Source organism: Microvirga lenta, from assembly GCF_020532555.1.
GTDB classification, from domain to species: Bacteria; Pseudomonadota; Alphaproteobacteria; order Rhizobiales; family Beijerinckiaceae; genus Microvirga; species Microvirga lenta.
Genome location: NZ_JAJBBR010000009.1, coordinates 21756 through 47969 on the forward strand (window position 1 = coordinate 21756; position 26214 = coordinate 47969).

21 protein-coding genes are annotated in these 26214 nt (G+C 58.4%); 13 read left to right on the top strand and 8 right to left on the bottom strand.

Annotated elements, in window-relative coordinates; all coding sequences use genetic code 11:
- The first annotated feature begins 97 nt into the window (after positions 1-97).
- Positions 98-898, top strand: a complete 801-nt coding sequence (locus tag LGR44_RS14890; RefSeq protein WP_226741500.1) for an enoyl-CoA hydratase — start codon at positions 98-100, stop codon at positions 896-898.
- Positions 899-977: 79 nt separating this feature from the next.
- Here the strand turns inward: LGR44_RS14890 and LGR44_RS14895 are convergent, their stop codons facing one another.
- Genes LGR44_RS14895 through LGR44_RS14905 form a run of 3 tightly spaced genes read right to left on the bottom strand, consistent with a single transcriptional unit; the run spans position 978 to position 5145 of the window.
- The gene (locus LGR44_RS14895) at positions 978-2609 is read right to left on the bottom strand and encodes an acyl-CoA synthetase (protein ID WP_226741501.1); all 1632 of its coding nucleotides are present in this window, start codon (positions 2607-2609) and stop codon (positions 978-980) included.
- Between the two features lie 51 nt (positions 2610-2660).
- Positions 2661-4292, bottom strand: coding sequence for an acyl-CoA synthetase (locus tag LGR44_RS14900; protein ID WP_226741502.1), 1632 nt, complete (start codon positions 4290-4292; stop codon positions 2661-2663).
- 4 nt (positions 4293-4296) lie between these two features.
- Positions 4297-5145, bottom strand: coding sequence for an IclR family transcriptional regulator (locus tag LGR44_RS14905; RefSeq protein WP_226741703.1), 849 nt, complete (start codon positions 5143-5145; stop codon positions 4297-4299).
- A gap of 374 nt (positions 5146-5519) precedes the next feature.
- Here LGR44_RS14905 and LGR44_RS14910 point away from each other — a divergent pair, with 374 nt between their 5' ends.
- The 4 genes from LGR44_RS14910 (at position 5520) to LGR44_RS14925 (ending at position 10363) form a co-directional block, all read left to right on the top strand.
- The gene (locus LGR44_RS14910; protein WP_226741503.1) at positions 5520-7388 is read left to right on the top strand and encodes a TRAP transporter large permease; all 1869 of its coding nucleotides are present in this window, start codon (positions 5520-5522) and stop codon (positions 7386-7388) included.
- A gap of 46 nt (positions 7389-7434) precedes the next feature.
- Entirely contained in the window at positions 7435-8445 is a 1011-nt protein-coding gene (locus LGR44_RS14915) for a TRAP transporter substrate-binding protein (protein WP_226741504.1), read from the top strand.
- Positions 8446-8646: 201 nt separating this feature from the next.
- On the top strand, positions 8647-9450 hold the full coding sequence (locus tag LGR44_RS14920) for an SDR family NAD(P)-dependent oxidoreductase (RefSeq protein ID WP_226741505.1): 804 nt from the start codon (positions 8647-8649) through the stop codon (positions 9448-9450).
- A 61-nt stretch (positions 9451-9511) separates the two neighbouring features.
- Positions 9512-10363 carry a PCC domain-containing protein gene (locus LGR44_RS14925; protein WP_226741506.1) on the top strand — a complete coding sequence of 284 codons (852 nt, stop codon included), beginning with the start codon at positions 9512-9514 and terminating at the stop codon, positions 10361-10363.
- Between the two features lie 94 nt (positions 10364-10457).
- On the opposite strand, the gene LGR44_RS14930 is transcribed toward LGR44_RS14925, so the two are convergent.
- Complete coding sequence (locus LGR44_RS14930) at positions 10458-11222, bottom strand: HpcH/HpaI aldolase family protein (protein WP_226741507.1); 765 nt, start codon at positions 11220-11222, stop codon at positions 10458-10460.
- Between the two features lie 334 nt (positions 11223-11556).
- Between LGR44_RS14930 and LGR44_RS14935 the strand changes: the two genes are divergently transcribed.
- The 5 genes from LGR44_RS14935 (at position 11557) to LGR44_RS14955 (ending at position 19219) form a co-directional block, all read left to right on the top strand.
- A complete protein-coding gene (locus LGR44_RS14935) occupies positions 11557-12639 on the top strand; it encodes an Ldh family oxidoreductase (RefSeq protein ID WP_226741508.1) in 1083 nt (360 codons plus the stop codon).
- Between the two features lie 49 nt (positions 12640-12688).
- Positions 12689-13636, top strand: a complete 948-nt coding sequence (locus LGR44_RS14940; protein WP_226741509.1) for a TAXI family TRAP transporter solute-binding subunit — start codon at positions 12689-12691, stop codon at positions 13634-13636.
- Between the two features lie 99 nt (positions 13637-13735).
- Positions 13736-15619, top strand: coding sequence for a TRAP transporter permease (locus LGR44_RS14945; RefSeq protein WP_226741510.1), 1884 nt, complete (start codon positions 13736-13738; stop codon positions 15617-15619).
- Positions 15620-15626: 7 nt separating this feature from the next.
- Positions 15627-16514, top strand: a complete 888-nt coding sequence (locus LGR44_RS14950; RefSeq protein WP_226741511.1) for a Clp1/GlmU family protein — start codon at positions 15627-15629, stop codon at positions 16512-16514.
- Between the two features lie 428 nt (positions 16515-16942).
- Complete coding sequence (locus LGR44_RS14955) at positions 16943-19219, top strand: CDC48 family AAA ATPase (protein ID WP_226741512.1); 2277 nt, start codon at positions 16943-16945, stop codon at positions 19217-19219.
- Positions 19220-19309: 90 nt separating this feature from the next.
- Here the strand turns inward: LGR44_RS14955 and LGR44_RS22045 are convergent, their stop codons facing one another.
- Entirely contained in the window at positions 19310-19957 is a 648-nt protein-coding gene (locus LGR44_RS22045; RefSeq protein WP_404809929.1) for an acetoacetate decarboxylase family protein, read from the bottom strand.
- 342 nt (positions 19958-20299) lie between these two features.
- Between LGR44_RS22045 and LGR44_RS14965 the strand changes: the two genes are divergently transcribed.
- From LGR44_RS14965 to LGR44_RS14975, 3 genes are all read left to right on the top strand, one after another.
- Positions 20300-21631, top strand: coding sequence for a polysaccharide biosynthesis/export family protein (locus LGR44_RS14965; RefSeq protein WP_226741514.1), 1332 nt, complete (start codon positions 20300-20302; stop codon positions 21629-21631).
- Positions 21632-21779: 148 nt separating this feature from the next.
- Positions 21780-22820: an alpha/beta hydrolase gene (locus tag LGR44_RS14970; RefSeq protein ID WP_226741515.1), complete on the top strand. Its 1041-nt coding sequence runs from the start codon at positions 21780-21782 to the stop codon at positions 22818-22820.
- A gap of 37 nt (positions 22821-22857) precedes the next feature.
- On the top strand, positions 22858-23163 hold the full coding sequence (locus LGR44_RS14975; RefSeq protein WP_226741516.1) for a hypothetical protein: 306 nt from the start codon (positions 22858-22860) through the stop codon (positions 23161-23163).
- A 289-nt stretch (positions 23164-23452) separates the two neighbouring features.
- Here LGR44_RS14975 and LGR44_RS14980 read toward each other — a convergent pair whose 3' ends face one another.
- The 3 genes from LGR44_RS14980 to LGR44_RS14990 all read right to left on the bottom strand — a co-directional run bounded on the left by LGR44_RS14980 (position 23453) and on the right by LGR44_RS14990 (position 26209).
- Entirely contained in the window at positions 23453-23818 is a 366-nt protein-coding gene (locus LGR44_RS14980; RefSeq protein WP_226741517.1) for a hypothetical protein, read from the bottom strand.
- Positions 23819-23886: 68 nt separating this feature from the next.
- Entirely contained in the window at positions 23887-25212 is a 1326-nt protein-coding gene (locus LGR44_RS14985) for a L,D-transpeptidase family protein (protein WP_226741518.1), read from the bottom strand.
- A gap of 82 nt (positions 25213-25294) precedes the next feature.
- On the bottom strand, positions 25295-26209 hold the full coding sequence (locus LGR44_RS14990) for a LysR family transcriptional regulator (protein ID WP_226741519.1): 915 nt from the start codon (positions 26207-26209) through the stop codon (positions 25295-25297).
- Between the last annotated feature and the right edge of the window lie 5 nt (positions 26210-26214).

Here is a 26214-nt window from a genome sequence, read left to right on the forward strand (position 1 = left end):
TCTCGTGAACTTCAAGTGCCTTTGACGTAGAGAATAGAGTAGCCGATGCCGGCCGGTCGGGCCGAGATAAGGCTGCGAAGCTGGAGGAAAATGGATCATGGATACATCGCCCTTGGCCACACATGAGGATGTTCTGCTGCGCGAGGATGACGGGGGCGTTGTCGTGCTGACGCTCAACCGGCCGGCGCAGTTCAATGCTCTTTCGGAAGAAGTGCTCTCGGCACTGCAGACCGCGCTGGACGAGATTGCATCCGATGAGCGCGTCCGTTGCGTCGTCATTGCCGCCGCCGGCCGGGCATTCTGCGCTGGGCATGATCTGAAGCAGATGCGTGCCAACCCCAGCCAGGATTATTACGAGACCTTGTTCGCGAAATGCAGCCGGGTCATGCAGGGCATCGTCAATCTGCCTGTGCCGGTCATTGCGAAGGTGCAGGGAATGGCCACCGCGGCCGGGTGTCAGCTGGTGGCGTCCTGTGACCTCGCGGTTGCTGCGAGGAGTGCGACATTTGCCGTTTCCGGCATAAATGTCGGGTTGTTCTGCTCGACGCCTGCCGTTGCTCTCTCCCGCAATATTCCTCCGAAGCGAGCTTTCGACATGCTGGTCACCGGACGCTTCATCAGTGCCGACGAAGCTCTCTCGAGCGGTCTTGTCAGTACCGTCGTTCCGGATGCTGAGCTGAATGCCGCCGTTGCGACTCTTACCGATGAAATCTGTTCGAAGAGTCCGGTCGCCATACGAACCGGAAAGGCTATGTTTGGCCAGCAGCGCACAATGAGTCTCGAGGAGGCATACCGCTATGCCGGTAACATCATGGCATGCAACATGATGGCCGAGGACGCTGCCGAGGGAATTGACGCCTTCATCGAGAGGCGCAAGCCTATCTGGAAAGGGCATTGAAAAGTCTTGGATGTCTCGCCGGTTCGTCACCTGCCTGTTTCGGACTACCAGGTCGGCATCTTCTCCAAGGGCCACACATTCAAGGTCTCGCCCTCGCCATTTCCCGCAGGCGAAATTTCTGGATTTTTCCGGTGGAGGTCTTCGGGAGCTCGGTGAACACCACGTTGCGGGGGCACTTGAATGGTGCAAGATGCTGTCTGCACCACGCGATGATGTCCTCTGCGGAGACGGCCTCTTCCGGCTTGAGTTCGATGAAGGCGCAAGGGGTCTCGCCCCATTTTTCATCCGGCATGGCGACCACTGCAGCTGCCTGAACGGCAGGGTGCTTGTAGAGAGCATCCTCCACTTCGATGGACGAGATGTTCTCGCCACCGGAGATGATGATGTCCTTGGACCGATCCTTCAGTTGGATGTACCCATCCGGGTACTTAACGCCGAGATCGCCGGAGTGAAACCAACCACCCTCGAATGCCTTGGCCGTGGCGGCCGGGTTCTTTAGGTAACCCTTCATCACCACGTTGCCGCGGAACATCACCTCGCCGAGCGTAATCCCATCGGCAGGCACAGGCTGCATAGTTTCAGGATCGAGGACGTCCAGAGTTTCGAGAACGGGATAGCGCACACCTTGGCGGGCCTTGCGTGCAGCGTACTCTGCCGCCGGGAGGTCATCCCAGTCCTGATGCCACTCATTGACCACAGCCGGTCCGTAAACCTCCGTCAATCCGTAAAGGTGGGTCACATCGAAACCTGCCTTCTGCATTGCGGCCAGCACCGCTTCGGGTGGAGGCGCCGCGGCCGTCATGAACCGAACCGCCTGGCGAGGTGTGCGCTTCTCGTTGGAAGGGGCGTTGAGCAGGGTCGACATCACGATGGGAGCACCGCACAGATGTGTTACCCCATGATCGGCTATGGCGTCATACATGGGCTTCGCTCTCACCGCGCGCAGGCAGACATGGGTGCCTGCAACGATCGAAAGCGACCATGGAAAGCACCAGCCATTGCAGTGGAACATGGGGAGGGTCCAGAGGTAAACCGGGTGCTGGCCCATGCTGCTCGTGATGATGTTTCCCATGGCGAGCAGATAGGCACCGCGATGGTGATAAACGACACCTTTGGGATCCCCGGTGGTTCCGGAGGTGTAGTTGAGCGCAATAGCGTCCCACTCGTCCTGAGGTGGAATCCACGAGAACTCAGGATCGCCCTCGGCCAGGAATTCCTCATACTCCATTGTCCCCAGGCGCTCGCCAGAACCTGTGAATTCAGGGTCGTCGTAGTCGATGACCAGCGGCCTGACGGCCAAATGCTCCAGGGCGGCGTTTACAACAGAGGAGTATTCCCGGTCTGTTATCAATACTTTGGCGCCGCTGTGCTCAAGGGAGAAGGCGATGACCCGCGCATCGAGGCGCGTGTTGAGGGTGTTGAGAACCGCTCCTGCCATCGGAACACCATAGTGGCATTCGAGCATGGCGGGTGTATTGGGGAGCACGACCGAGACCGTATCCCCGCGCCCGATGCCTCTGCGGGCTAATGCCGAGGCAAGTCGGCGGGTGCGGGTATAGAAGTCGCGGTAATTCCGTCTCAAGGGGCCGTGAATGATCGCGATCCGGTCCGGATGCACACAAGCCGCTCTCTCCAAGAAAGTGAGTGGCGTCAGAGGCTGGAAGTTCGCCGGATTTTTTCCCAAGTCTTTACTGTAGACATTGTCGATCACAGCGGTGTCTCCGGTGCGAGAGGACCTGTTCCCTGGCGGTATCCAGTTCCGCTAGGCTGATGCTTCGATATGTTGGTCAAGCGGCAAATCTCCTCGGGCTTCAAGCTCTGCCCGTATGTTCTTTTTCGTGATTTTGCCGTAAGCGGATTTCGGCAGCTCCTCCCAAAAGAAGACCCGCTTGGGAAGCTTGTAACGGGCAACCTTGCCGTCCAGCCAGGTCAGGAGTTCGTGCTCGTTCAAAACGGCCTCGGACCGCATAACGCAGACGGCCACGCCCACCTCTCCCCAAACCTTATCGGGTACGCCTAGAACTGCCGCCTCAGCGACCGCAGGGTGGGTGAGCAGCTTCTCCTCGATTTCGCGAGGGTAGACGTTTGAGCCGCCGGATATGTACATGTCGGAGGCGCGACCGGTAATATAGAGAAAGCCCTCGTCGTCCATGTGACCCAGGTCGCCTGTCCTGAACCAGCCATTTCTAAACGCCTTCTCGTTGGCCTCCGGATTGTTGTAGTAGCCGGCGAATACCGCAGGGCCGCAAACGCAGATCTCGCCCGTCATCCCATGTGGGACCTCGCGCCCTTCGTCGTTTTGAATGGAGACCTGCATCCCCGTGCGCTCATAGCCGCAGGTTCCGATTCTGGTGCCAAAGCCGTCTTCAGGCTCATGAAGGGCAGGGGGCAGGACGGTGATGTTGCCCGTGACCTCCCCCAGGCCGAAATATTGAACCAGAACCTTGCCGAGCTTCTTCAACGCGTGCTTTTGATCTTCCCGATACATCGGGGCGCCGGCGTAGATGACGTAACGCAATGAAGAGTGGTCGTGCTTATCGACGGATGGGTGCTCGGTCAGCAACTTCACGATTGTTGGAACGGTGAACATGTTCGTAATCCGCCACCGGGCTACCAATGACCACGCCTCATCGATGTCGAAGCGGTCGCCCGAGAGGAGGACTGTCTTGGCACCTCGCGCTACTTGAACGAGTTGGTGGATGCCTGCTCCATGCGAGAGTGGAGCCACGACCAGAGAGGCATCTTCGTGCGTTGTGCCAGGCATCAGGTCGCAAAGATGGTTCGTGATCACGAACGCCATCTGGCCGTGGGTCAGGACAGCTGCTTTCGGGCGACCGGTCGTTCCGGAGGTAAAGAAGAACCAGCATGGGTCGTCATGCTGCACTTCGGCTGTCGGAGCCTGTTGCCCGGCATGCCGCGCAACCACCTCGTCGTAATCATCCCCGAAGCCCGACCGACCTATGGAAAGGACGAACCGAATGCCCGCCGCTGCCTCACGAGCGGCGATTGCATGTTCGGGAAAGTCGCAGTGGCAGATCATGGCGGAGGCACCGCTCGCCTCTGCCAGATAGGCAACCTCGCTCGGGGTTTGGCGAAAATTCGTCGGCACCCAGACTGCGCCGATCCGAAAGCATGCGAACATGGACTCGAACATCTGGTTGCAGTTCTTTGACTGAACCAGCACCCGATCTCCTTTCCTGATTCCTCTTGCCGCTAAAGCCACGGCCATGGCGTCGGCGCGCTGATCGATCTCGGCCCAAGTCAGTGCCAAATCGCCCCATACGAAACCGATTTCTCTGCCATGTCGCCGCGCCGTTTGGCGGAGAAAATAGGAAAGATTCATAACCCGTCTTGAAACAGGCACTATCCCGCCCAGCGGCTCAGGGGTGGTCATCGTTCTATCCATTCCAGGCGCGAGATCTCTCAGGGTCCATGCTTCGTTTCGGAGTAGGGGCGAACATCCTGTGGAGCTTGGCTTCGATACGTTCCTTCTCGAGGCGCAGATGGCGGACAAGCTCGGGCTGCCGTTCAGCGGAGACCCGGCTATCGATCGCGGCCAGGCTGAGTGCGCCGGCGACCCTTCCATCCGGGAAGTTTATGGCGACGCCAATGCCCCAGGATCCGGCGACAATAAGGCCAGGGTTCAGGGAGTATCCGCGCTCACGTGTCTCGGCGACGCCTAGGCGAACCTCCTTTGAGGAGAAGCCGGGATACTGCGCATCGAGCACTTTCTGGTTTGCCGTAAGAACATTCTCGATATCGCCGTCGGGTAATGCGGCCAGAATTGCAAGCGATCCCGCTCCGATCCCAAGGGGATGCTGATCGCCTGTGAGGAGAGCATGGGACCGAACCGGATAGGAACCTTCCTCCCGATGGAGGCACACCGCGTAGTTCTCGCGTCTGACAGATAGAAAGCTGGTGTCGTTGGTGGCCTTGGAGAGATTGCGCAGACTCTCCAGCGAGAGCTCAAGCAATCCATGGCGACGGGATGCGAGAGTGCCGAGAACGTAGGCCTCCTCTCCCAGGAAGTAACGCTTTGTGTACGCCTCCTGCTCGATGAGCCCGGCGCGCATGAGGGCAAGAAGAAGGCGTCTCGCCGTAGGCTTGTTGAGGCCGCTTCCTTCGACGATGTCGCTCAAGCCCGTTCCGCGCTCAGCCCCGCGCCCTACCAGTGCCAGCAATCGCAACGCCCGATCCACGCTTTGTGAACCAGATGGGTCATGGGTCGTGGGTTGAGCATTTTTCATGATGGACCGAGGAATGGTCCATATCATGGACCTGCAAGTCTCATTTCATAGCCTAATTTGACCGGCAATATATTGCAATGACCTAGCAGACGTGTATCTTTTCTCGCAAACATAAAGACGAAGATCCACAAGATGGACCCAAACGTGGCCTCATTCGCCATGCGATCAGAGGGAGGATCGGGATGTTTGATGCGAGCGGCCGGTATTCGAGTTTCTGCTCTACTAAAGCCGATGTATCGGAGCCGATCTTGCTGATCGGTGGCAACATGCGGTCCGGCCTGTCCTTTTTTCCTCACTTGCGGGACTGATCATTCCTCGCAGCAGGTTTGTTCACCTGGCTGCCGTGAGAAGATTGCCCAGGCTAGGAGAGAAACATGGCCGCCATTGGTGACGCCATCTCGGTGTCGAGCTCCGAAGAGGCCGCCGCGCAGGGTCGCGTTGGATCGCTGCTGATACGGCCAATTGAGGTGGTATCGGCATTGCTCCTGTCGCTGATTGTCGTTCTGCTCCTCGGCGGCGTCGCATCCCGCTACATTTTCTCCATTCCGGTCATCTGGATCGACGAGGTCGCCTCCATCTCCTTTCTGTGGCTCGCAATGCTTGGCTCCGCCATCGCCATCGATAGGAACGAGCACCTCAGGCTGACCCTCTTCCTTGGAATGTTTCCTGAGAAAGCTCAGGGATTCATCCAGACTCTTGCCTCGCTGGGCATGGCTACATTTTTGCTCGTCATGCTGCAGCCGGCGATCGAGTACGTGATGGAGGAGTGGTATGTCACATCGGCAGCGCTGAACATTCCCAACAGCTTTCGCGTATCGGCAATTGCCTTCGGCTTTTTTACGATGCTGCTGCTCGTTCTGTCCTACGTGGTCAGGACGTCCAGGATGCGCGACATCCTCGCGGCGTCGTTGCTGATTGCAGCCTTCGCCGGAGCATTTTGGCTGCTTTCCCCCACACTCCTGAGACTCGGCCACATCAACATCCTCATCTTTCTGGTCGGCGTCGTCGCCGTGTGCCTTGCAATGGGGGTTCCGATCGCCTTCTGTTTCGGCATCGGCACGCTTGCATTCCTCGCCTTCAGCACCAGGGTTCCGATCTTCGTTATGATTGGGCGTATCGATGAAGGCATGTCGAGTATCATCCTTCTCTCTGTGCCTATCTTCGTGCTGCTCGGTTGTGTGCTGGATGCGACGGGCATGGGCAAGGCCATCGTCGATTTTCTGGCCTCCCTGCTGGGGCATGTCCGGGCAGGAATGTCGTACGTTCTCCTTGGCTCTTTATTCCTCGTATCGGGCATATCGGGCTCCAAGGTCTCCGATATGGCGACCGTCGCCCCGGCGCTGTTCCCGGAGATGAAAAGGCGAGGCCACAGGCCGAGGGAAATGATCGCACTTCTGGCAACGGGCGCCGCAATGGCAGATACCGTACCGCCCAGCATCGTCCTGATCGTCCTTGGTTCTGTCGCCGGTGTGTCCATCGCGGGCTTGTTCACGAGCGGTTTCGTCGTGGCAATGGTTCTGCTGCTGGTTCTCGCGATCCTCGCACGCTGGAAAGCAGCGCGAGAGAGTCTGGCAGGGGTCAGACGCGCGCCTCTGTCGACCATTGGGCGCACGATGCTCATCGCTGCGCCTGCACTCGTCCTGCCTTTCCTTATTCGTAGTGCCGTCGGCGGCGGGATTGCAACGGCGACAGAGGTCTCGACCATCGCAGTGCTCTATGCACTCCTCGTCGGGATCTTCCTCTATGGCGGTATCGGCTGGCGCAAATTCTACGGTATGCTGGTTGAGACAGCCGCATTGAGCGGTGCCATTCTACTGATCCTGGGAACGGCCCTCGCTATGGCGTGGGCCCTCACCCAAACCGGTTTCGCCCAACAGCTCGCAGCCCTGATGACCACTCTTCCAGGCGGATGGATGAGTTTCATGGCCGTTACTGTCGTGGTCTTCCTGGTCCTGGGTTGTGTGCTCGAGGGGCTGCCGGCCATCGTGCTCATGGCACCTCTCATGTTCCCTATCGCCAAGAACCTCGGCATCAACGATGTTCATTATGCCATGGTGGTTGTGACTGCCATGAACATCGGCCTCATGACGCCTCCGATCGGGATCGGATTCTACATTGCGTGCAAGATTGGCGGCGTTTCTCCCGATGAGGCAATGGGTGCGATTTGGCCGTACATCGTCGCTCTTCTCGTCGGGCTCGTGCTGATAGCCAGCATTCCTGCCATCTCGACTGCCTTCCTATGACCCGCGGAAGATGCCTTTCAACATAACAACCATGAGGGAGAGAAACATGATCATTTCACGTCGGACGATGCTGCAGGGAGCTGCCTCGGTGGCTGTCGCGGGCAGCTTTGGGGCTCGCGCTCAGGCGGCCGAGTATACGTACAAATATGCCAACAACCTGCCGGTGACCCACCCAATGAACCTGCGGGCGAAGGAGGCCGCGGACAAGATCAAGCAGGAGACTGGTGGAAGGGTCGAAATTCAGATTTTCCCCAACAACCAGCTTGGCTCCGATACCGATATGCTGAGCCAGGTCAGATCGGGCGGCGTCGAGTTCTTCACGCTGTCACCCTTGATTCTGTCGACGCTCGTGCCGAATGCCTCCTTGAGCGGCATCGGCTTTGCTTTCCCTAACTACGATGCTGTCTGGAGGGCGATGGACGGCGAACTCGGTGCATATGTGCGGGGTCAGATCGCCAAGGCAAATCTGGTCGTTATGGACAAGATTTGGGACAATGGCTTCCGACAGATCACCAGCTCCAACAAACCGATCCAGACTCCTGATGATCTCAAGGGCTTCAAGATCCGCGTTCCTGTCAGTCCTCTTTGGACGTCGATGTTCACGGCTTTCGGTTCTGCCCCCGCCAGCATCAACTTCGCCGAAGTGTACACTGCGCTGCAGACAAAGGTCGTCGACGGTCAGGAGAATCCGCTCGCAATCATTTCAACGGCGAAGTTGTATGAGGTGCAGAAGTACTGTTCGGTTACGAATCATATGTGGGACGGCTTTTGGTTCCTGGCCAACCGCCGCGCCTGGGAGCGACTGCCGGAAGATCTTCGAGCTGTCGTCGCAAAACATATGAACGCGGCGGCTGTCGCGGAACGTGCAGACGTCGCTAAGTTGAATGCCAGTCTCAAGGATGAGCTTGTCTCCAAGGGTATGGTTTTCAACGAGCCCGAGGCTGGACCCTTCCGCGAAGCGCTTCGAAGTGCAGGCTTTTACGCCGAATGGAAGAAAAAATACGGCGATGAGGCTTGGGCCATCCTTGAGAAGTCAGTTGGCGGTAGCCTGAGCTGATCCAACCTGGCCGGCCGTTGGCAATTGGCTGTCGGCCGGCATCCGCTGTCAGATTGACTACCCTACTGAACCGGAACGAGCTAATGCCTTAGGCGGCAGGTCAGTAAGGCTTGCTGTCCGCTCTGAGGCTTCCCGCACGGTATCATCTCTTTCAGTCAACATCGCCGCATTGCGCTTTGCAGCCTGCACCCGGGAGAAAAGATGGTCGATCGCCTGAAGGGGAAAACGGCAATCGTTTTTGGAGCAGGGTCCTCGGGACCAGGGTGGGGCAACGGCAAGGCGGCAGCGGTTGCATACGCGCGAGAGGGTGCGCAGGTTGTATGCGGCGATCTCGCTCAGGCGGCGGCGGAAGAAACGGCCGGTATCATCAGGGGGGAGGGCGGAACTGCCATTGCGGTCGCGGCGGACGTGACAGATAGCAGCTCAATCGAAGGTGCTGTCGCAGAAGCAATCGCACGTTTCGGGCGGATCGACATTCTTCATAACAATGTTGGGGCAACTCACATGGGTGGCCCGGTGGAGCTTGGCGAGGAGCAATTCGCAGCATCGCTCGATTTGAACATCGGATCGGTCTATCGTTCCGCGAAGGCCGTCATTCCGCATATGTTGCGGCAGGGGAACGGCGTCATCATCAATATATCGTCGCTCGCGGCGATCCGGTGGACCGGCTATCCCTACTTTGCCTATTATGCTGCCAAGGCCGCTGTTAATCAGGCGACCGTCGCGCTCGCAATGCAATACGCACGACGTGGAATACGGGCTAATTGCATCATGCCCGGCCTCATCGACACTCCCTTGATCTACAAACAAATTTCCGGGCAATATGCCTCGACCGAGGAGATGGTCGCTGCGCGCAATGCGTTGGTTCCGGTCGGCAAAATGGGAACGGCTTGGGACATCGCGAATGCGGCCGTCTTCCTTGCCTCCGACGAGGCCCAGTTCATTACCGGTGTATGCCTCCCGGTGGACGGCGGACAAAGTTGCGCCGTATCGGAGTTCCGCTGAGCAGTCTGATCCGGTGTGGCAGAATGCGCATGAGGAGCAACAGCGGCAGGAGTGGAAGGTAATGAGGCAGATCATTCATCCCGGTCCCGTTGCTGCAGAGCGCATGATGGCTGTCCCAGGAGAAGCCATCCCGATCCGCTTCACTCTGCAGCAAGGGTGCAGGATCGACGAGGCGATCTCTGAAGGTTTCCGTGCATCCGGCTGTATCGGCGGCTTCGTAGCCTTCGTAGGAGGAAAGTGCGAGCCGTTCAAATATGTGATCCCGGCAGCGTCACCTGACGGTCGCCACGCGGCTTGGTACAGTGATACCTTTCAACCTGACGGCGTCGTGGCCATTCACCGTGCCTGTGCCATCGTGGGCATCCGCGACGGTGGTCCATTCATCCACTGCCATGGGGTATGGAGCACTCGCGAAGGTCTCCGGATGGGGCACATGCTCGCGCCCGAGACGTTTGCCGCAGAACCGATCGATGTCAGCGGAATCGGATTGAGGACGGCGACTTTCGAGGCCATGCCCGACGGCGAGACGAACTTCATACTTTTTGAGCCGGTACAGGTGACTGGAATCGGCGCAGGCAATTCCTATGTTCGGGCAATCCTCGCCAAGGTGCGCCCAAACGAAGATATTAGTCTCGCGATCGAGGAGATTTGTTCCACGTGCGATATCGGGCCCGCGACCGTATATGGCATCGGGAGCCTGAACGAGGTCCGGTTCACCGATGGAACCTCTATCGCATCTCATGCGACGGAGGTTCTGATCCGCCGAGGGGCGGTGAAGGACAGTGACGGCCACCTCGAAGCGAGACTTGAGGTCGATGTTGTCGATATGGGGGGAAACATTCACTCAGGAGAACTTGTCCGCGGGGACAATCCCGTATGTGTCACCTTCGAACTCGTGATTGCGCCCGCATAACCCGAAAGCTCCCGCAATCCTACAACGGACCCAGATTGTCCGGAGCCAGCACTGGGACGCTTCGGCTCCGGATGTCGCTGGCCCAACTCGAGCCCTATTCCCTGAAACGTGTGACCAGTTCGTCAGCAGCCTTGCGCAGAAGACCCATATCAGCGCCGACAGCAACAAACGTGAAGCCCCATTCCAGATAGCGCTTAGCATCCTCTTCGACTGGCGCTAGAATGCCGGCCGGCTTGCCGAGGCGTCGGCACTTGTCCACTGCTGTCCGAATGGCTGTCTGAACGTCCTTGTGCCCCGGGTTGCCGAGATGGCCCAAATCCGCCGCGAGATCGGATGGGCCAACGAAGATGCCGTCAATTCCATCGACTGCTGCAATGGCTTCGAGACGATCGAGAGCGGCACCGGTCTCAAGTTGCACGAGAAGGCACAATTCGTCGTGTACGCGACGGAAATATTCAGTCACTCTGCCGTAGCGGTTGGCTCGTGAACTGACTGAAACGCCCCGAATGCCGTGTGGCGGGTAGCGGATCGCCCTCACGGCTCGTTCTGCCTCCTCTTCATTCTGGACGAATGGGATGAGCAGGGACTGCGCGCCCGCATCGAGGAAGCGTTTGATGAGGACCGGGTCGTTCCAAGCCGGCCGCACCACTGCTTCGGCGGTGCAGCCAACAAGAACTCGCATCTGAGCAATGATGTCGGGGAGTTCGCTCGGGGTATGCTCCGTATCCAGTAGGATCCAGTCATAACCTGCATGGCCCAGCATTTCGACCGCGGCAACGCTCCCGGAGGAGCTCCACAGTCCAATCTGGCGCTGCTGATCGGCAATCGCGCGCTTGAAGGCATTCGCAGGTATTTCCATGGTTCGAGGCTCCCTCCGGCTACAGCTCTGTTGGATAGCATCTACAGGCTGGAGGCGACCAGTCATTTGAGGTCTCCAAGTCAGCCTTCCGCTGGGTTCGCTGGCGTCATCCGTCGGGAATGACTTATGCCATAAAGTGAAAAGGTATTGCCTTCCCAAAGTATGGGTAGATGAGAGCTCAACTTGACAAGTTTCTATTGGGGTGGAACGCTTGCGGTAACTCGCGGACACCGACGATCATAGGAGTACCCTATGGGACAGCAACGGTCCCCGGCCGCTTGGAAAGCGCTTTCTTCCCCGCCCTATAGGGCAGTGGGGCAGGTGGGTTAGCGCGTTGACCCAGAAGCACCTCACGGTTCCCGCAAAGCTCCTGCAGCAGCAAATGGCGCTGGTTTTCGAAGCTTGGGGGCTGCCGGAGGCAGATGCAGACATTACGGCCGAGGTGCTGACACGAGCCGATCTGATGGGGATCGATAGCCACGGTATTACTTTACTGCCCCTCTACGATGAGCTGATCCGAACCGGCCGCTTGGAGCCTCGGGCCAAGATCGGGATCGATCGCTCCTTCGGCGCGATCGCGGTGATCGATGGAGGCGGCGGGTTCGGCCAAGTTCCGTCCGTTCGCGCCATGGACCTTGCCATTGAGAAGGCCCATGCCTTCGGGATCGGCGCGGTCGGGGTGCGCAACTCGAATCACTATGGCGCTGCGGGAGTTTATGCTCTCCGCGCTGCGGAGAGAGGCCTTATAGGGCTCTCCACGTCCGCCGTTTACAAACCATCCATTGTTCCCATTTTCGGGCGTGAGCCAAGGCTTGGCACGAACCCTCTCGCCTTTGCGGCGCCCGGGCGACACAACAGGCCTTTCCTTCTCGATATGGCGACGAGCACGATAGCCATCGGCAAACTGAAACTTGCCGCGCGCGAAGGTAGGCGGCTGCCCGAGGGATGGGCCTTGGATGCTCATGGGCAACCCCAAGAGGACCCGTCCCAGGCGCTTCTGGACCGTCTGATGACGCCTCTCGGTGGTTCACGGATGATGGGCGGACACAAAGGTTATGGCCTTGCGGCAATGGTGGAGGTGCTGTCGACCCTTCTGCCTGGCGCAAGCTATGCACCGCTTCGCGCCCCTGATGCCGCGCGCTTTGACGTTGGACATTTTCATATGGCCCTTCATCCGGATGCTTTCCGTGACTCCGGTGCGTTCCTGGATGACCTCGATGCCTTCATCGATTGTCTTCACGCAACACACCCCGCTGATCCTGATGAGCCCGTGAGAGTTCCAGGTGACCCGGAGCACGAAACCTTCGAGCGGCGCTCACGCGAGGGCGTGCCCGTTCCTCATTCGCTGGTTCAGGCCGTTGCGGCCATCGCTCGCGAATGCGGCGCAGACTTTCTGTTGGCCCAGCCAGCAGAATGAAAGGCCGTGACGGCTCGATCCGTTGCGGGACAATGACATGGAGGAAACGATGATGTTACGCACGATGCTGGCTGCCACCACGGCCTCAATGATTGCTCTTGGCGCACAGGCTGCTGACCTGAAACTGATGACAGGGCCGCAGGGTGGTGTGTGGGTGCCGCTAGGCGGCCAATTGAAGGAAATCTGGGAACAGGCCATTCCAGGCACGAACGTGCAGCCTTTGCCTGGGGCGGGCATCGCAAACGTCCGTGGTATCGAGGAAGGCAAGGCCGATGTCGGGTTCGGAAACTCGATCTCGACCGTTGACGGACTGGCGGGCAACGCACCGTTCAACAAGCCGCACACCAATGTGTGCAACGTCGCAACCCTTTACCCCCAGTATTTCCAGATGCTCGTACCGGCCAATTCGGGAATCGAGAAGGTCACCGACCTTAAAGGAAAAGCCATAACGACGCAGCCGCGCGGCAATACCGGCGAGCTGATTACCCAGCAGCTCCTTAAGGCTCACGGAATGAGCTACGACGACGTGAAGGTCAGCTACGTTTCGTACACCGACTCGGTCGAGCAAATGAAGGATGGACATGCTCAGGCCTTCACGCTCGGAACGGCCATACCTTCCGGCGCCGTGATGGATCTGGCCTCGGCTCGAGACGTGAAGCTTCTGGATCTGTCCGGCAGTCTGCCCGAGATGAAGAAGATGAATCCAGGGTACACCCTCGTGACTGTCCCGAAGAATACCTACCCGAAACAGGACAGCGACGTGAAGGTGATCGGCTATGCCACGCACCTCGTCGCATCCTGCGATTTGCCTGAGGATGTCGTTTACAAGATGACCAAGGCCGTCGCGGACAATGTCTCCTCTCTGGCAGCCACCAGCAAGGCGATATCCGGATTGACGCCTAAGGAAATGGCTGAAGATGTTGGAGTGCCCTTCCACCCAGGGGCTGCCAAGTTCTACAAGGAGCAGGGTATCTCCGTGCAGGCTAAGAGCTCCTGACGAGGGGCTTCTGAGAGAAGCTCGCCGTTCCCCTCGCTGCTTCGGTGAGGGGGACGGCTCTCCAAGGCGTTTGAGACCTGAGCACGCGAGACCGCTTCTATGAACCAGTATCTGACGCACGGTAGCATCGTTCGCTGGGCCGCCGGAATTATCGGCGTAGCCATGGCCGCTTATCACATGTGGGTTATCGTGTCCGGTACGCCGGAGGCGATCATCTTTCGAGGCACTCACCTGCTGTTCGCGCTGACGCTCACATTTCTGGTCGTTCGGCGCAGTCAGACCCATGAGGGGCAGCCGCCCTCCGTCTGGGATTATGGCTTGCTCGCTCTAGCCGTCTCGCCCGTTCTCTATCTTTTTGTGTTCTACGACTACGTCGTCAATCGCATCTACTACATCGATGACCTGACCTGGCTCGACATGGCGATGGGAACTCTCCTCGTCGTCATGATCCTGGAGGCGACAAGGCGCCTCATCGGATGGGCGCTCCCTATCACCGCTTTGGTGTTCCTGGCTTATGGAATCGTCTATGTCGGTGTCGAACCGATGCGTCTGCTCGACCAGCTCTACATGACGACAGAGGGCATCTTCGGGATGCCGCTCGGGGTTTCCGCGTCCTATGTCATGATTTTCGTTCTGTTCGGTTCGTTCATGGAGAGAACCGGAACGGGACAGTTGTTCATGGACTTCGCCATGAGCCTGACCGGGCATACTGCCGGCGGGCCGGGAAAGGTGTCCGTCGTCAGTTCGAGCCTGTTCGGCACCATCTCGGGCTCAGCGGTCGCCAATGTCATGGTGGATGGACCCATTTCCATCCCTCTCATGAAGCGGACCGGCTTCCGGCCCCACTTTGCAGCCGGCGTCGAGGCCGTGGCTTCAACCGGAGGGCAGATCATGCCGCCCATCATGGGAGCTGCGGCCTTCGTCATGGCCGAGTTCATGCAAGTCTCCTATGGCCAGGTGGTCATCTGGGCTCTAATTCCCGCGGTGCTGTACTATCTTGCATGTTTCGGAGCGGTTCATTTCGAAGCCAAGCGCTTGGGACTGGCAGGTATGCCGCGCTCTGACCTGCCCCGCTTAGGCACCGTGCTGCGCGAGCGCGGCCATCTGTTCATTCCTGTCCTGACGATCCTCTTCATCATGTACTCGGGTTACAGCGCACCTATGGCCGCGCTCGCCGGCACTCTCGCCTGTTTCCCGGTGGCAGCACTGCGCGCCTCGACCCGCCAGAACGTGACCCTGCGTAATGTCGTGGAGGCGATGATCGATGGGGCCCGGAATGCATTGCCCGTCGCACTCGCTTGCGCGTGCGCAGGCATCATCATTGGGGTCGTCTCGCTCACCGGAGCAGGAATCGTCTTCACCCAGGTCGTCCTTCATCTCGCTCAAAGTACATTGCTGCTGGCTCTCGTTCTGACCATGTTCGCCGGAATCGTTCTTGGCATGGGCATGCCCACGACACCGGCATACATCATCATGACGGCTCTCCTCGTGCCGGCGCTCATCAAGCTCGGTGTTGTCGAGCCAGCCGCGCATATGTTTGCTTTCTACTTCGCCATTCTTTCGGCCATCACTCCGCCTGTCGCGTTGGCTACATTCGCGGCAGCGGGCCTCGCAAAGGCGGACCTGTGGAAGAGCGGCGTGGCCTCAGTCAAGATCGGTGCGGCAGGATTTATCGTCCCGTTTATGTTTGTTTATGAGCCTGCTTTGCTCATGATCGGCGATTGGCCCTTGATCGTCACTGCAACGGTAACGGCTGCAGCCGGGGCGCTCTTGCTGGCTGCCGGCCTGCACGGCTACCTTCTACAGACTGCGAATGCCTGGGAACGGGTGTTCCTTGTCGCTGCCGCTTTCTGCCTCATCAAACCTGGCATTCTTACGGACGTTGCCGGTGCAACATTTGCCGGAACCGTTATTCTCAGCCAGCTCACCAGAAGTCGCAAGATCATGAATCCACTAGGAGTGAAGAAGCCTGGAACGTCGTAGTCATCCATTGAATTCCGAGCATGGTGCAGATGAAGGATGGGGCGCTCATCCTGAGATTCCGCGCCCTTGGTCTGATGCGGCGCTCCGCATCGCTGACCTCGCAGCATCTCGCGTTTTCGTGTTCGGTCCCACGGATGTGGGCAAGAGTACGTTTTGCGGCCTGCTCCTGAAAGCAATGTGTGATACTCGACAGGAGGCGAGCCTGCTTGATGCCGATCTGGGGCAGAAGATGATCGGCCCCCCAGCCTGCGTTACCTTGGGAAATGCACTACCAGAAGGAGTTATCGGCTTATCAGGATTGGCCTTCGTCGGGACGACGGATCCGCTTCGAGGCTGGCGAGGTCTCATAAACGGAATAAGGCGCCTCAGCACAAAAGTCTCCAGTGGACCCCTCGTCATCAACACCGGCGGCCTCGTCCACGGCCCGGGCCTCCGTCTAAAAGCAGAGAAAGTCAAAGCCTTGGAGCCAGACCTGCTGGTCCTTATCGGAGAGGTCCGCGCTCTCGAACCGGATTGGATCAGTCACACGCAGGTTATCGAACTGCCTCCATCGCCTCATGCCCGTCGCAAACCAGAGGGTCAACGTCGTGCGGCCCGACGCCATGCCTTTCGGTCCTATTTCCAGAACTCCAAGGAGACGCTCTTCGATCTGTCGAAGGTTGCACTCGGCAGTCCCGATGATTCCGATCTGTTGCTGCGGAACAGATTATTGATCGGTCTTTCCGACGATGCCGGTGAGGATTTGGGGCTAGGTATCGTAACAGCATTCGATGCTCAGGCGCGAACCGTGACTTGCCTAACTCCTATCGACGTGAGTGCAGTTGTGCAGCTACGCTGGGGCAATCTTCTGCTTGGCGAAGACTTCTCGGAGAACACCTTGGCAGTGGCCTTATAGAGCTGTTCGTGCAGTCCGGTCGCGCGCTCAACCGTGCGTCTCCGCACTAACCATTCAAGCGACTACATGTGGGCGACAATCTTCAGAGCCGATGCGACGAAGATCTTGTAGAGCGATTCCGATAGACGGGGAGGGGCATCGCGCATGAAACCTCGGTGATCTGCCTGATGCTCCTCTGCGGGAGCGGCCATCGAAGGTGGTTGCATTCGGTCCTGGAGGCGTCGTGGCAACGACCAAGCTCCAAATGCGTCGCTTTGGCAGTTGGAGCGATCTGTGGCTGTTGCAACAAATCCAGCGACCTGACGTTTTTCCCGGGAATCGATTGCAAAAGCACGCGTCGGGGAACCGGTGGGGCTGGGAGGGGTGCCTTCTGGCCGTTGGCTCTCCATCCCGATGAACTAGCCCTCTAGTGATACAGGATTGCGCCGATGACAGACGATGGGCAGGTCATACGCCTTCAGGTCGCCAATGCACGGCCGGGAGACTCCGGACGGGGTGTTGCACGGGTGAGCCGCAAGGCACTGAGCGAGCTTGGCCTTCAAGAAGGTCAAGCCATCGAAATCATCGGCAAAAGGCACACCACGGCCATAGCTGTTACTCCTTATGCCGAGGACGAAGGGCTGAACATCATCAGGATCGATGGGCTTCAGCGTGTCAACGCCGGTGTTGGAAGCGGTGACTATGTCGAGGTTAAGCCAGCCGAGGTTCGTCCGGCTACTCGCGTCGTCCTGGCGCCGGCTCAGAAGGGGCTTCGGCTCCAGGGTTCGGGCGAGGCCCTGAAGCGCACGTTTTACCAACGCCCACTGACAGCCGGAGACGTAATTTCGACGTCGGTACATTCCCCGCGCGCTACAGATCCGAGATTGCCGGAAGAACTGCGTGGCCTTCTGAACATTCCAGCCTATGGTCTGCAGGAGATCCGGCTCGTCGTTGTTTCGACGCAACCTCGCGGGATCGTGCAGGTCACTGCCGAGACTGAAATCGAACTTCGCCCGCAGTTCGAGGAGCCGAAGGAAGCTCGAAGGGCAGATGTCACGTATGACGACATCGGAGGTCTTGGGAATACGGTCGATCAAGTTCGCGAGATGGTGGAACTCCCACTGCGCCACCCGGAACTCTTCCAGCGCCTCGGGATCGATCCCCCGAAGGGCGTTCTGCTCTACGGCCCTCCTGGCACCGGCAAGACGCTGCTGGCGCGGGCGGTTGCCAACGAGACGGAGGCGCAGTTCTTTCACATTGCCGGTCCTGAAATCATGGGACGCCATTATGGAGAATCTGAGCAGCGTCTGAGACAGGTTTTTCAGGAGGCCCAGCAGAATGCCCCCGCAATCATCTTCATCGACGAGATCGATAGCATCGCACTCAAGCGCGAGGAAGTAACGGGCGAGGTGGAGCGCCGGATCGTGGCGCAGCTTCTCACGCTCATGGATGGGTTGGAGCCGCGACAGAACATCGTCGTGATTGGAGCCACGAACCGGCGTGAAGCCATCGACGAAGCCTTGCGCCGCCCTGGTCGGTTCGATCGTGAAATCGTCATCGGCGTCCCGGACGAGCCTGGACGGCGTGAGGTTCTGGCGATCCACACCCGTGGAATGCCGCTTGCAGAAGATGTGAACTTGGATGAGGTGGCGCGTACCACGTACGGGTTTGTCGGAGCGGATCTGTCTGCCCTAGCTCGCGAAGCGGCAATGGATTCGCTGCGTCGGATCCTGCCGAACGTCAACCTCAAGGATGGAATACCTGCTGAGGTGCTTGATAACCTTCAGGTCACGCGGATGGACTTCATCAATGCGATGAAACGCATACAACCCTCTGCGCTTCGAGAGATCATGATCCAGGTCCCAAATGTCACCTGGGACGATATCGGCGGTGTGGAGGAGGCTCGTACCCGTCTGCAGGAGGGCGTCGAGCTCCCTCTCAAGAGTCCGGAGTCCTTCCGGCGCATCGGTATCCGCCCGGCCAAGGGATTCCTTCTGTTCGGACCTCCGGGCACTGGAAAAACCCTTCTCGCGAAAGCAGTCGCTAGGGAGGCTCAGGCTAATTTCGTGGCGACGAAATCGTCCGATCTCTTGTCCAAGTGGTATGGGGAATCGGAGCAGCAGGTGTCACGTCTCTTTGCTCGAGCCCGCCAAGTGGCGCCGACGGTGATCTTCATCGATGAGATCGATTCACTTGCACCCGTGCGGGGCGGCGGGCTTGGCGAGCCTGCAGTGACGGAGCGCGTGGTGAACACGATCCTGGCTGAGATGGATGGACTTGAAGAGTTGCAGGGCGTCGTAGTGATGGCTGCAACCAATCGCCCGAATCTCGTCGATCCTGCCCTCCTGCGCCCGGGCCGGTTCGACGAATTGATCTACGTTCCGGTGCCGGATGCTAAGGGCCGAAGGCATATTCTTGGCATCCATACCAAAAATATGCCCTTGGCGGAGAACGTGAACCTCGACATCTTGGCGGAGCGGACCAACCGTTTCACGGGCGCAGACCTGGAAGATCTGACACGTAGGGCGGGGCTGCTCGCCCTCAGGGAATCTATCGAGGCTCAGCTCGTCACGATGAATCATTTCGAACAGGCTCTTAGAGAAACAAGACCTTCCGTCACGCCGGAGATGGAGCGCGAGTATGAGGACATGCTCCGAACGTTGAAACAGGAGGGGCCGCAGCGCCAACCTATCGGCTTCATTCCTGTTAGACAGGCTGCCGAATAAACCTACATCAGCAGGCGATATCCCGTTTCTCGTCCGTGATACGGCTGTCTTTACCCATCGGCTGTCGGCGCTGGGCTAGGTACTGGCTCTTCAGAGACCGAACGTGAGCTTAATCTCGGAGAGGCGGGCGCTTAGAAGCGGGGTGTAATTACCCAAGAAGCGGAGAGGGCTGTGAGTTGCGAAGTGCCACTCGGCCCTTCCCGTCTCGATGCGCGCCGAAGCACGGGCGCGAGACAGTCTCACTCCTTCCTCATGTGCCTGAACTATGCTCGTTCGGAGGGGCCAGCGTCCCGGAAGTGAGACGCGCGGACGAAAATTGAGCGATGCGAATACGTTATCGCCATGCGCCGCTGAGGCTTCGAAGCTGTCATCGGTGATCCTCTTGCCAAAAGACGCGAATTCCTTCGGGATGCCCCACATTGCCCGGGCTCCCGCGACCGAGGCAGGACTGTCAACCCAGATGAGCGGTACGTACGTGCATGTCCTGTTGTCCGACTGCACACGGAGCGCAACCAGGAGTTCGTCATAGGAGAGAGTGCCGGGAGGCTCATAAACGGCCCATGCCGTTCCGATCAGGGTCCTCCCGTAGAGGGTGAGTGGACGGGTGCCGGGAGGCAGTGGCAAGGGGAGATCTTTCAGAGGTATGGACCAGAGGGAAGCGTAAAGGGTTCCAACGAGATGCCAGGGGGCTGGAGGATAGGGCAGGTCCGCATCTTTGGAGGTGCTACCAGTCGACAACGTTGCCTCTCGTGAGACAGACCAGGGACGTTTCGATGCATAGGTAGCCCTCGATGGCGCGGAAGCAACCGGCCGTAGATGAATATGGGCTGTTAGGAAAGTGTGGGCCTGCAGTCAGGAACCTTGAGTGGACAACAACCCGATGGAGGTACTTTGGTCGAGGCCGATGCTCGCCCAAAATTGCCGCCACGCCGGGGCCCATAGGTTCTAAGCTGCGATAAGGAACGGTCGCTCACGCATGAATCGGCTCGCTCCGGACGCACATTACTCGCTTCAGTTTCGCTCTGGAGTTATGCCTGCCCCGCGCATCCAAGGGCTGCGGGGCCAACACCAGCCGAAGGGATGTCGCCTGTGGTCCAATCTTTGCGATTGCCTACTCTCCTTCTCATCGGAGCCCTTGCTTTCGGTTCCACTGTCCTGCACGTGCGGCCGGTCCTGGCAGAGAGCGACGCCAGCCCGCAGCAACTGTCCACTGGAGACCGTGTCCAGATAACTGTGTTTCAGCAGCCCGAACTCTCCGGAGATTTCGTTGTCGATAGATCGGGGGCGGTGATCCTTCCCCTTGTGGGTGCCATACCGGTGCAGGATCTGACACTTGTCGAAGCCGAGAAGCGGATCGCGGCGCGACTCGCCGACGGGTACATGGATCGAGCGGTCGTCAGCCTCAAGATCAACGAACAGCGGCCGATCCACATTCTCGGAGATGTGCGGTCACCGGGGAGCTACCCATATCGTTACGGTGCATCCGTTCTGAGTGCTGTCGCGCTGGCTGGTGGAATCGGTGCAGCGGAACAGGCAGCCGCTGGTAACAGGTCAGAGCTCCTGCAAGCGGACGAGCGTTTACAAGTTCTTCAAGCAACACACCGCGCACTTTATGTCCGGCGGGCGCGACTGGAGGCGCAAAGAGCGGGCTCGCCAAAGGTCGTTCTGCCGGAAGGCGCTCCCTATGCGAGCGACGATCCGGACGTAGCACGGATCCTCAAGGAGGAGCAGGATATCCTCTCGGTCCAGAGGGTAGGGCATGAGCAAACTCTACGGCTGCTCCGCGATCAGAAGCCCCGTCTTACAGCGGAGATCGCTGGAGTGAAGGCTCAGTCGGACGCTGAGGAAAAGCAGTTGCAACTCCTTCAGGAGCATATCGCAGATTACAACAAGCTGGTGTCCACCGGCTTGGCACGCAGGTACGCCATGATTGAACTGCAGCGTGAAGAGGCTCGCCATAAGGGCAATCTCGCGCGCTTCGCGGCCGATATCGCACGTCTAGAAATTAGCATCGGCGAAATCGGGGTACGAATCCAGGAGGCTGAAAACGAGTATATGCGACGCACGATCACCGAATTGCAGGAGGCTCGTGCACGCATGCAGGAAATGGAGATCACGATTCCGCTTGCTCAAGAGGTGCGAGCGGCGCGCCTCACCCAGAGTCGGACTGCTCTTATGGGGGCGGCCGGTGATGCGACCTACACGGTTGCGATCTTAAGATCCCGCAGCGGAAAAGAAGAACTCATTCAAGGTGATATGAGGACGCGCCTCGCTCCAGGAGACATCATTGAGGTGCGGCAACAAGGATCTGGAGGTCCTGCACCTGCATCGCTGATCGGTAGCCTGGTTGTCCAGGCCCAGAATGCTGCAACGAAACCGGTCGAAGAGGTCCCCGTTGGGGAGACACAATAGCAGTTCGGACCTTTGGCATCATTGCTCGCGTTGCAGAGCATGTGCCTAATCCTTCAGGAGGCATCAGATAGCTCTTTATTCAGTTGGAAGTCGAGCTGCTGCTGACTAATCTCCGCAAAGCTTGATAATCATTGGCGGAGCTGGTCTTGTGAACGATGATACTTCCGGCAGGCAGAACATGCAGGCTGCCGTCGATCAGCTCAGCGATGGTCCAGGCGTCTCTCATATCGATGATTCCGATCCAGCAGCTCCTTACTATCGGCTGCTCGCGAAGATGCGGACACCTCTGACACTGCGTGACATCATGATCCGGCCTGTCCGGAGCGGCTATATCAGCGAGGATATCAATCCTGCGGATCTGCCTCCGAGTGCCGATGAACTCTATCCGCAAGTCACTGTTTCGCAGATCTACGTGCCTTCATCTCTCGGGCCCATTCGCTGTCAGGTCTATAGGCCTGCGGGCGCCGAACTGCTTCCGATCATGCTGTATGCGCATGGAGGCGGCTTTACTGTCGGTCGATCAGAGGACACCGCATATATCACCAGCCGCATAGCGTGGGAGGGCAGGGTGGTCGTGGTGAGCGTCAACTATCGGTTGGCGCCGGAATGGCCGTTCCCTGCAGGTCTTGAGGATTGCTGCACTGTCTTCCGCTGGCTGCGCAAGCATGGAGGCGAACTCGGAGGCGTTCCCTCCTGGATAGCGGTGGCAGGAGATTCTGCCGGCGGGAATATGGCAGCTGCTCTGCCGATAAAGCTGCGCGATGAGGGCGATGTCCCACCTGAGGCTGCCGTCCTGATGTGCCCGATTACGGATTTCCATGTAGAAGAGTACGACTCCTTCGAGCGTCTCGCGCCGCTCGGGATTATCTATGACACAGCCTTCGTCGGTTACATTCGCGGCGCCTATGTCGTCCATGGCAGGAACTGGTCTCACCCTCACGTGAGTCCATCCCGCGCGGACCTTGCCGGTTACCCTCCTACGATCATCATCTCCGGCTCGGCTGACCCGATAGTCGATGACAATCGTTTCTTTGTAAGAAAGTTGCAGGATGGCGGCAGGGAAGTCGTTCACTTCGTGCGGGAAGGAATGCCTCATGGTTATTACTTCTTCCCAGGTCTGTTGAAGGAGGGAGATGAGGCTTTCGAAGCCATTGCCAGTTTCCTGACCGCGCAGACGGCAAATCGTTAACCTATCGCACCACCCTTAAAATGAAGCAGATTTATCTATGGCGCTCTCACTGAAATCGCTTGCCCTTGCGGCCGCTGGAGTTTCTCTGGCATCGTCCAGCTTCGCACAGGAGCGGCAACTGAGTTTGATCCAGTCCGAGACGACGCGAGGCGAGGTGCTGGAACAGCAGGACCGGAAGCACCGCCGTATCGAGGCGAGGAATATGCGCGCTCAGAAAAGCATCTGCGAGAATGGATGCAGGGATTCGGGACTGGGGCGGAGGACGCAGCCGGCCGATCCGTTTGAGCAGCTGCCCAGTTGGGACGATCCTCCCGTCGTGGAGACGCAATCATCGGACGAGTGACGACGGGCGACCCATGACGAACAGATGCAGTCTCCTGCGCGGCTACATGAGTGTCGCCGCTATGCCCCAGGCGCAGAGAGCAAGCCCGCCGATCAGTCCCACCCACCGCAGCACGTGCGCCGCGCTGTCGTTAGCGGGGGTTGTTTCATGAACTTCAAGGAGACGTTCGCTTTCGTCATGCACGTCGCGCTCCTGTCGTTTCGGACATCTGGCGGCAGACGCTTCACCTCATCGCGTATCGCTCCATCTACGACAGAAGGACTTCGCTCAATAAGGTTGGCTGTCATCCTTAGTGGACGGTATCCTCTTCCAACCAGCAGAACCGCTCCTTGAACGCTTCCAGATGACCGAAGCTTAAGGTCGCCTCGGTGGGCAGAGCTCTTTCCGGTACAACATCGAAGCCTTTGAAGAGAGCGAGATGGTCTTCCGTCGGCAGGCTCAGGTAGACGTCGGAGCGACCGTCATTCGGGCGAGGCGTTGAAACCATGAGCATGTCGAAAGGCAAACCTAAGCTGTTCGAGAGCTGATTATACTGTTGCTTCAACTGCGCCCATTCAGAGCTGTTGGCGTTCTTTCTGACCCAGATCATTGTGGCCTCTAGTCCGTCTGCAATATCTCCTGTCATATTCATACCCATGTCTGATGCCTTGGGCATGATTTCATAAGGGGTACTTCACGAGAACGAAGCCGCACCGCGAGCCTTCGAGCTTCAGCGTTTCTCCGTCAGGAGCGCCTGGGGGCAATCGAGGAGGTTGCCGGCACGTCGAGGGTTTTAGCATCCGGTTCGAGCTTGAGATCATCAAGCCCATAAACATCTTTCCTGAAATGTACCGTTCCATCCTTGGTGGCATACCCGGTGAGATACACCCAGGTGACCGGGACCGGCTTCTCAAGTCTGATGTCTTGTCGAACTGTCGAAGAAATTGCAGTCTCGATTGCGGCTTTCGTCCAACCGCCTGCGGGGCCCGATGTGTCGCGCAGCAACCACTCCGCAAAGCTGGCGATATCCGCGACACGAACACAGCCCGATGAATGGAAGCGTGAATCCTGCGCAAAGAGCCGCTTCGTAGGCGTGTCGTGCATATAGACCGCTTCCTTATTCGGCATGTCGATGCGCATCTGGCCGAGTGAGTTGAGCACACCCGGATCCTGCCGCAGGGTATAGCTGGCCACCTTCTGGGTCGACCAGTCGAGAGACTGCGGATCGATCTCCTGCCCCTTCGCGTCCAGAATGCGAATCTTCATCTTGTCGAGATAGGAAGGATCCCTGCGCACATGCGGAATGATATCCTTCTTGATCAGAGATACTGGAACCGTCCATGTCGGGTTGAGATTGACGGCGGAAATGCGGGTTTCGAGCGTCGGGGAGGGTCTGTCAGCTTTTCCCACGATTGCGACGTAGCGCCTCGAAACCTGGCCACTCTCGACGGCCTCGACCGTGGCGGAAGGAATATTGACCACGACATAGCGTTCGCCGAATGGGAAAGTCGTGCCCATCAGTCTCTGGGCCGATGCCGCGAGCTGCCGGTGTCGGGTGAGCGCAGACACGTTCAACGCCTCAAGGGTCTTTTCACGCATAGCGCCGGACTCGGGTAAGCCATGACGCGCCTGGAACCGCTTGATGGCTGCTGTAAGCTCGGCGTCGACAACATCGCTGCCGATCTTGTCAGATGGCAGGTCTCCCTCGAGTGAAAGTCGTTTGCGGAGAACGGCGACCAGGGGATTCTTGTCCCCGCTCTTCAGTACCGTGTTGGGGGGCAAGACCGGCCAACCGCCTGCTTCGGCGATGCGCTTGTATGTCCATGCTGCCCGCATCGTATTGATGAAGGTTGTCGCATCCAGAGTCGGGCGAGGATCCTGTGAAATCGAGACAGGAGCAGGAATTGGCCTGCTCCTGTCGGGCGCTTGAACTTCCCGCATCGCTACGGAAGTAGGCAAGACGGATTCCTGCGGTGCAGCGGCTGGCGTGCTCTCACGGGAGAGGGCAGGTGCTGCCATGAAACAGGTGCAGCATAGAAAGCTTGAAACCAGAACATGATGAAATTTCATTATAATGACCCTGCGTCACCGTCCGACTATGGCTGACGAGGGTTTATAAAACGCTGCGATATTCCGTGAGGTGCTCCAAGGATTAAAGAACTTCCTCTATCCTCCGCCTGATGTCGGTGAGAGACGCCATGCAGTACTCTCCGAACCGCCTCGCCAAATCGGGATACTGCCTGTTCGCCGGTCTGTATATTCCAATTACATATGGAATGGACACCGACAGGCGGCGCAGTTCTATATCTTTATCCAGGGAATAAAGTGCGCTGATTGGATTGATGATGGAAACCCCAAGGCCTTGGGAGACGAGGGAGCAGATAGAGGTGGCTGTGGTCGCTTCGACACGCAGGCGCCGAGTGACAGCATGCTGCTGGAAAATGTCATCGACCGTTCTCCGGTAAGCGTCGTCTGCAGAAAAATAGATGAAATCTTCGCCTTCGAAGTCGCACGGCTCAAGAACGGCTTTCCTGGTCAAAGGATGACCTTTCGGTAGAATGCAGAGCTCCTCGCCAACGTCGATAATGGTGGATTCTATTCCTTCCAAAGCTGGGGCAGCCTCAAGGATACCGATGTCGTAGTGGCCAGTGGAAAGGCCGGTTGCGATTGCCCCCTGCTCAACGGAGTGGATGCTGAGACGAAGGGCATCGTGACTGCCGAGAAAGCTGCGGCACACGGGAGGAAGCAATGTGGAGCCGTAAGCCGGTAGACAGGCGATTTTGATGTGCGCGGAGGCATTCGCACGGATGGCATCGGCGGTGCGAGTTATTTCCTCGAGCCCTACGAAAGAGCGTCTTACCTCGGCGTGCAATGAGAGCGCGGCCTCGGTTGGAAGAAGGCGTCTGCCTTTGCGGGTGAAGAGTGGGAAGCCGACGAGTCTCTCAAGCTCCTTCAGCTCCCGGCTCACGGTAGGCTGAGACGTACGCAGGAGATTGGCCGCCTGAGTGGCGCCACCCGCCGACATAACGGCATGAAAAACCTCTACGTGACGGAGAGATAATGTCACAGTTC